A 7,529-nucleotide genomic window follows, 5' to 3' on the forward strand; every position below is an offset into this window, starting at 1 on the left:
CCGGGGCGGCCCCCCCCCCCCCCCCGCGCCCCCCCCCCCCCCCCCCCCCCCCCCCCCACCCCCCCCCCGCCGGGGGGGGGGGCCCCCCCCCCCCCCCCCCCCCCCCCCCCCCGCGGCTCTGTTTTACCCGGTCCGCCGGGCGGCCCGGTCGTCCGGCGGCCGTTCCTGCCTCGGCCGCCGGACGACCGGCTCAGGGAGTCAGCGGTGGGCGGGGGCCCTCGTCGTGGCGTGCGCCCGGCTGTGCGCCGTCCTCGCGGATGACCTCACCCTGGACGATCTTCCCGTCCGGCCGGTGGATGCGGGCCTGCTGGAAGGCGTCGGAAAGGCTGCCCGGCGTCGCGGCACGCATCCGGCTCTCCAGCGACCTTTCCGCGTACCGGCCGAGCCAGGAACGGACGGGCGGCACCAGCAGCAGGAGCCCCGCCACGTCCGAGACGATGCCCGGGATCATCAGCAGCAGGCCGCCGAGCATCAGGAAGCCGTTTCCCTTGCCGCCCGAGCCCTCGGCCGGCGGGGCGGCCGCGGCGGCGGGCTGCCCCGGCATCTGCTGGAGCGTCTGGGTGAGGTTGCTGAAGGCCCGGCGGCCGGCCCGCTTCATCACGGCGGCGCCGAGCACGATGCCCGCCACCAGGAGCAGCAGCACGGTGAACCCGCCCGCCGCATTTGCCACGACGGTGAGCAGCCAGATCTCCAGCACCGCCCAGGCGGCGATGGCGAGGGGGACGAGGGTACGGGCGCGGGAGCGCTTGGGGGCGGTCGGGGGCGGTGTGCCGGTCGTCATGGTCCCCAGTGTGCCGGTACGGGCGTCCGAGTGGCGCAAGGGGGTGATCATGGGCGCCGGGAGTGATGCCCGCCGCCGGTCCGCGCCGGGCCCGGCGGATCAGATCGCCTTGCGGCCCAGGACGCGGTTCGTACGGGAGGTGACGCCCCAGGAGGTGACCCGCCAGAGGGCCTCGACCAGGATGTCGCGGCTCATCTTCGAGTCGCCGATCTCCCGGTCGACGAAGGTGATCGGCACCTCTACGACGTGGTAGCCGGCCTCCACGGCCCGGCGGGCCAGGTCGACCTGGAAGCAGTAGCCCTGCGAGGCGACCTGGTCGAGACCGATGCCCTCCAGGGTCTCGGCGCGGAAGGCCCGGTAGCCGCCGGTGACATCCCTGGTCCGCAGCCCGAGGAGGAGCCGGGAGTAGGTGCTGCCGCCGCGGGAGATCATTTCGCGGGACTTGGGCCAGTTGACCACGCGCCCGCCGGGCACCCATCGGGATCCGAGCACCAGGTCGGCGCCCTTGAGTGCGGTCAGCAGCCTGGGCAGTTCCTCGGGCTGGTGGGAGCCGTCGGCGTCCATCTCCACGAGCACGCCGTAGCCGTGCTCGGTGCCCCAGCGGAAGCCCGCGAGATAGGCCGCGCCCAGCCCTTCCTTGCCCTTGCGGTGCAGCACCTGAACCTGGCTGTCCTCGGCGGCGATCTCGTCGGCGACCTTGCCGGTGCCGTCGGGGCTGTTGTCGTCGGCGACCAGGATGTCGGCGTCCGGCACAGCGGCGCGCACCCGGCTGACGATCGGCTTGATGTTCTCGGCCTCGTTGTAGGTCGGAATGATCACCAGGATTCTGCCGAGCGGGCCATACCGCCGCTGACCGCCGTCGTTCACTTACTGCCCCTTAAGTCCGTACGCAGGTGCACACCATATCCAGCGGGCGGGGGCCGGTCTCCGACGCGGTCGGACGGTGCCGGGCACCGCCGGGGACAGAAGGACGGAAGTACGGACAGAAACCCGGTACGAGCACGGACGGGAACTACGGATGGGGGCCCGGCGCCCTTCGGGCCGACCTGGGACCCGCCGGCTGCGGGTCGACCTAGAGCCGTTGTCTACTGAACGTCCGGGCCCCACCCGGGTCGCACCGCCGTCCGGCTGAAACCTTCCCTCGCCCCCGAGGCGCGGGCGCTGAACCTGGCTGTCAGTGGTGGTGCGCCGGTGCGGCACACCACCCCATGACCCAGCGGCGTTCGACGACTGCGTGGAGGTTTAACCGGTCGGACGTCCTGTGGTGGACCCGGCCGAACCTACCGGCCGGTGGGCGCGTTCTGTCAATAGCCGTCTGACCTGCGATATTTACGGAACTTGCCTGGTCAGTAGCGAAGATCCGCAGGTCGCGGCGGAACCGGGACCACCGCGGGTGACGATACGAAATGGCCGCACGTCACTCGTTCGGCCGCTCGTAGACAGTTCGTCCGAACACCACGGTGCGAAGACAGACCGGCAGATCGACGCCAGGGGTGAGATCCGGCAGGCCGGGCGTGCCCGAGCGGGGGTCGGTCGACCAGCGGGCGACGCGGTCGTCCGGGGCCTGGACCACCAGGTCAGCGGTGCGCCAGACCGCGTAGTCGGCGGGGGCGCCGGGCACCAGGGTCCCCGCGTCGTCCCGGCCGACGGCCCGCCAGCCGCCCCGGGTGTGGGCGGTGAAGCCCGCCCGAACGGAGATCCGGTGCTCGGGCGTGCGGTGGAAGGCGGCGGCCCGTACGGTGCCCCACGGGTCGAGCGGGGTCACCGGGCTGTCAGAGCCGAAGGCGAGGGGCACACCGGCCCGCAGGAGCGCCGCGTACGGGTTGAGGGTCCTGGCCCGCTCGGCGCCGAGCCGCTGGGCGTACATGCCCTCCTCGCCGCCCCAGGCGGCGTCGAAGGCGGGCTGGACGGAGGCCGTCAGCCCCAGCTCCGCGAACGCGGCCACGGTCTCGGGGGTGAGCATCTCGGCGTGCTCGACACGGTGCCTGGCGCCCCGGATCCGGGGCAGCCCGAGCGTCTCGGCAGCGGCCCTGACCCCGTCCACCACGGCTGAGAGCGCCGCGTCCCCGATGGCGTGGAAGCCGGCCTGGAGCCCCGCCTCGGTGCACGCGATGACATGGGCGGCGATCTGCGCCGCGTCCAGGTGCGCGGTGCCGGTGCGTCCGGCCGGGCCGTCGGCGTAGGGCTCATGCAGGCAGGCGGTGTGCGAGCCGAGCGAGCCGTCCACGAAGAGATCCCCGGCCGCCCCGACGGCGCCGAGTTCCCGGATCCGGCGGGCGTCCTTTTCGTCGGCGACCCGCTCGGCCCAGTAGCCGAAGACCCGCGGCCCGCTCTCGGCGGCGGCGAGCTTCAGCAGTCCGGCGAAGTCATCCTCGTCGGAGATGTCGGGGCCGCCGCACTCGTGGACGGTGCCGATGCCGAGCGACGCGGCGTGCCGCAGTGCGGCGCGCTGGGCGTCGGCGCGCTGCCTCGGCGAGAGGACGCCGTGGGCCGCGGAGCGGACCGCGTGGTGGGCGGCGCCGGTCAGCGGGGCGTCGGGGTGGTAGCCGGTCAGCCCGGTGACGCCGGGGACCAGGTCGAGCAGGGCGGTCGTGACGACCGCGGAGTGCACGTCGACCCGGGGCAGGTAGACCGGACGTCCGCCGGCCGCCGCGTCGAGCTCCCCGCGCGACGGGGGGCGCTGCTCCGGCCAGCGGGTGGCGTCCCAGCCGTGGCCGAGGACGGCCCGGTCCTCGGGGTGCGCGGCCACGTACGCGCGCAGCAGGCCGAGCGCTTCGTCGAGGGTGCGGGCATCTGACAGGTCGAGTCCGGTGAGGGCCAGGCCGGTCGATGTGGTGTGGACGTGGGCGTCGGTGAACGCGGGGGTCACCAGCGCACCGTCGAGGTCGACCACTTCGTCGACGCCGCTCGCGAAGGCGTCGGCGGCCCCTTCCGAGCCCACCCAGGCGACGTGGCCGCGCTCGACCACCATGGCGGTGGCGAAGGGGTCGGCGGGGCTGTGGACGTCTCCACCGCGCAGCAGCACGGTGCGGTGTTCGCTCTGGGGGGCGGTGCTCTCGGTCATGGGACCAGTCTCGCGCCTGCCCTCGGCCGCGCCGCCCGCGACCCCCTCGGAGACTTTCGGGCGGCCCCTGGTCGGGCGCCTCTCAGATCCTCGGCGGCCGGGCCTCGTACGGCGTGGACAGGACGACCGTGGTGCGGGTGGAGACACCGGCCAGCGAACGGATCCGGGTGAGCAGGTGCTCCAGTTCCAGCGGTGTCGCGACGCGCACCTTGAGGATGTAGTTCTCGTCACCCGCGACGCTGTGGCAGGCCTCCAGCTCCGGGACGTCGGCGAGCCGCTCGGAGATGTCGTCCGGCGCGCTCGGGTCGAAGGGCTTCACCGAGATGAACGCGGTGAGCGGCAGGCCGACGGCCTCGGGGTCGACGACCGCGGCGTAGCCCCGGATCACCCCGCGCTGCTCCAGCCTGCGGACACGCTGATGAACGGCCGATGTGGACAGGCCCGTGGCCTTGCCCAGGTCGGTGTAGCTCATCCGCCCGTCCTTGACGAGCAATTCCACGATCTGTCGGTCCAGCTCCTCCATACGGATCAACCTATTGCCCCAGGTCCCTCCAGGCACAGCGGCAAGAGCCCCGGAAGGGGCACCCGCGGCGGGCATGTGACGAATGCCACAGGTTTACGGGTCGGTAGCCGACCCCCTCGCGGTTACGGCCGACGCGCGACGGGAAGTGCTTGCTGTGGTCGAGGCCGTGTCGCCTGGTCGGCCCACCTGAGGGGGGAATTTCCCATGCAGAGCCTGAAGCTCACCGGACGCCGTACCGGTCCGGAGCCCGTCGACGACGGCGCTTGCGACGATTCCGTCGAGGACGCCGCTTCCGACGCGTACGACACCTTCGAGATGTACCGGGTGATCTGCCCGGACTGCGCGCAGCCGATCGCGCTGCTGGCCGACGAGGACGTGCTGCCGGAGCACGCGCTGTGCCCGACGCCGTGGAATCCCTTCGTGCTGACCGTGTGCGCCGGCACCGGCCGCCCGGCGGCGCAGTCGCGGCCCGCCGACGAGTCGTTCGACGCCCAGGAGCAGGAGACGGGACTGCTGTTGACGCTCCCGCAGGGGCTCGACTGGCGGATGCAGCCGTTCTCGCACGCCAGCGGCCCCGGCTCACGCCCGCTGCGGGTGCCGCAGATGCGGAGTCACGCCGCCTGACGGCAGCCCCCGCACTCGACCGGCCCGGATGTCTCCGGGCCCGCCCGCACATCTGCGCCGCACCACGAAGGCCCGGCCGACGTGGTGCCCGCGGTACGGACCGCCCGCCGCCCGGGGACGGGACGAACGGGCTCTCGAATCGGCCGGACAGTGACCGGGGAACGCCCCGCACCGTTGGCCCGGTATGACCCCGCTGCATTCAACGGCCGGTCCCGGCCGCCGTCGCCTCGCTGCTCCCGCCGCCGAAGAATCGATTCCGCAGCCCATGGCTCCCCGGTCGGTTCCGCGACCGGTGCCGCACTCCACCGATCCGCCCATCTACCTGGCCCTGCTGCGTCGTTGGGAGGGCGCGGACCGCACCCTGCCGGGCCGCCACGACCAGGAGTGGAACCGGATCATGGCGACGCCCGTGTGGTCGGACCGGCCGCTGCGGGTCAGCGTGTCTCAGGACCCGCGAGGTGGCGCGCGATGACCATCCGCTGAATCTGATTGGTGCCCTCGACGATCTGCAGCACCTTCGCCTCGCGCATCAGCCGCTCGACGGGGAAGTCCTGGGTGTAGCCGTATCCGCCGAGCACCTGGACGGCGTCCACGGTGACCCGCATGGCGAGGTCCGTGCAGAACAGCTTGGCCATGGCCGCCTGGCGCGAGAAGGGCTTGCCCTCGTCGCGGAGCCGGGCCGCCTCCAGGTAGAGCGCCCGGCCCGCCTCGATCTGGGTGGCCATGTCGGCGAGCATGAAGCGCAGCCCCTGGAAGTCCGCGATCGGACGCCCGAACTGCTGCCGCCCGGTGGCGTAGCCGACGGACTCGCTCAGGGCCGCCTGGGCGACGCCGATGGCGCAGGCGGCGATGCCCAGGCGCCCGGAGTCGAGTGCGGACAGGGCGATAGCGAAGCCCTGGCCCTCCTCGCCGATCCGGCGCGCGTCGGCGACCCGTACGCCGTCGAAGTTCAGCTGGGCGGTGGGCGAGCCCTTCATGCCCATCTTCTTCTCGGGGGCGGCCGCGTTGAGCCCCTCGGCGTCGCCGGGGACCAGGAACGCGGTGATGCCGCGGGGGCCCTCGGCCCCGGTGCGGGCCAGGACCGTGTAGAAGTCGGCGATGCCGCCGTGCGTGATCCACGCCTTGGTGCCGGTGATGACCCAGTCGTCGCCGTCCCGTACGGCCTTCGTGCGGAGCGAGGCGGCGTCGGAGCCGGAGGCGGGCTCGGAGAGGCAGTAGGCGCCCAGCAGGCCGCCTCCCAGCATCGCCGGGAGGTGTTCGGCCCGCTGCTCGTTGGTGCCGTATCCGGCGACCGCGTGACAGGCCAGGGAGTGGACGCTGACGCCGAGGCCGACGGTCAGCCGGGCGGCCGCGAGCTCTTCGAGGACCTGGAGGTAGACCTCGTACGGCTGGTCGCCGCCGCCGTGGGCCGAGTCGTAGGGCAGTCCCAGCAGTCCGGACTCGGAGAGCAGCGAGAAGACCTCGCGGGGGAACCGGCCCGCTTCCTCCTCCTCGGCCGCCCGGGGCGCGATCTCTCGCTGGGCGATGTCGCGGACGAGCGCGACGAGCTGCCTGGACTCCTCGGTGGGCAGACGGCGTTCCACCAAATGCTGGGCACGGTCGGACATGACGGCGCTCTCCTCCCTGTCGGGCGTTGCGACGGTCGCGCGCGAGGGGTGTGGGCGGCGCCGCCGGGAAATTCCGGGGCTGGCCCGGAGAAGCACTGCTACCCAGCCGACGCCGGTCCCCTCGGATTACGAGAGCTGCTGACCAGCGGCTGTGGCGGCTTGAGTATGCCCGATCGGACGATATCCGTCACGGGGGCACCGGGCGACTCGGAGCCGGGCACGACGATCACCGGAAATGGTCCGCACCATTGACCTCACTGGTCTAGTCCATCTACGGTCCCACAGCAACGGCCTTTGCACGTTCATGCCAAGTACATGTGATGGCCGACTGCCCACCCCCGCAAGCGAGTTCCCTCCCCCACGAGGAGACAAGATGTTCGGTACGCACCGTCCCCGCGCCCGTTTCCGGGCGCTCGCCGCAGCCGCCTGTACCGCCGCCCTCGGCGCCACCCTGCTGGGTGTCGCGGGCACCGCGTCGGCCGGCACACCCCCCACCACGCGGGCCGCGGCCCCCGTTTCCGCCGACGCGACCCCCACTGCGGCCGGCGACAAGGTGGTCGGATACTTCACCAACTGGGGTGTCTACGGCCGCAATTACCACGTCAGGAACATCGAGACGTCCGGCTCGGCCGACAAGCTCACGCATATCAACTACGCCTTCGGCAATGTCACCGGAGGCAAGTGCACGATAGGTGACTCCTACGCCGACTACGAGAAGGCGTACACCGCCGACCAGTCCGTCGACGGCGTCGCCGACACCTGGGACCAGGACCTTCGCGGCAGCTTCAACCAGCTGCGCAAGCTGAAGAAGCTGCACCCGGACCTCAAGATCATCTGGTCGTTCGGCGGCTGGACCTGGTCCGGCGGCTTCGGTGAGGCCGCGAAGAACCCGGCCGCGTTCGCCGACTCCTGCTACAAGCTGGTGGAGGA

The 7,529-nt window shown here is 72.5% G+C and carries 7 protein-coding genes; 2 read left to right on the forward strand and 5 right to left on the reverse strand.

Going from position 1 to position 7,529, the window contains the following annotated elements:
* Positions 1-190 precede the first annotated feature (190 nt).
* From fxsA to ACIRJP_RS41530, 4 genes are all read right to left on the reverse strand, one after another.
* Positions 191-781, reverse strand: coding sequence for an FxsA family membrane protein (fxsA, locus tag ACIRJP_RS41515; protein WP_404186278.1), 591 nt, complete (start codon positions 779-781; stop codon positions 191-193).
* A 99-nt stretch (positions 782-880) separates the two neighbouring features.
* Complete coding sequence (locus tag ACIRJP_RS41520) at positions 881-1,648, reverse strand: polyprenol monophosphomannose synthase (RefSeq protein ID WP_404186280.1); 768 nt, start codon at positions 1,646-1,648, stop codon at positions 881-883.
* A 550-nt stretch (positions 1,649-2,198) separates the two neighbouring features.
* A complete protein-coding gene (locus ACIRJP_RS41525) occupies positions 2,199-3,845 on the reverse strand; it encodes an amidohydrolase (protein ID WP_404186282.1) in 1,647 nt (548 codons plus the stop codon).
* Positions 3,846-3,927: 82 nt separating this feature from the next.
* On the reverse strand, positions 3,928-4,368 hold the full coding sequence (locus ACIRJP_RS41530; RefSeq protein ID WP_266735596.1) for an Lrp/AsnC family transcriptional regulator: 441 nt from the start codon (positions 4,366-4,368) through the stop codon (positions 3,928-3,930).
* 204 nt (positions 4,369-4,572) lie between these two features.
* Between ACIRJP_RS41530 and ACIRJP_RS41535 the strand changes: the two genes are divergently transcribed.
* Entirely contained in the window at positions 4,573-4,992 is a 420-nt protein-coding gene (locus ACIRJP_RS41535) for a hypothetical protein (RefSeq protein ID WP_404186284.1), read from the forward strand.
* 434 nt (positions 4,993-5,426) lie between these two features.
* Here the strand turns inward: ACIRJP_RS41535 and ACIRJP_RS41540 are convergent, their stop codons facing one another.
* Positions 5,427-6,599 (reverse strand): acyl-CoA dehydrogenase family protein, encoded by a 1,173-nt coding sequence (locus ACIRJP_RS41540; RefSeq protein WP_404186286.1) that lies wholly within the window; start codon positions 6,597-6,599, stop codon positions 5,427-5,429.
* Positions 6,600-6,972: 373 nt separating this feature from the next.
* On the opposite strand from ACIRJP_RS41540, the gene ACIRJP_RS41545 reads away from it, so the two are divergent.
* Positions 6,973-7,529: glycosyl hydrolase family 18 protein (locus ACIRJP_RS41545; protein WP_404186288.1), on the forward strand; the 557-nt coding region annotated here is incomplete at its 3' end.

Source organism: Streptomyces sp. NPDC102437, from assembly GCF_044765565.1.
In the GTDB taxonomy this organism is placed as follows: Bacteria; Actinomycetota; Actinomycetes; order Streptomycetales; family Streptomycetaceae; genus Streptomyces.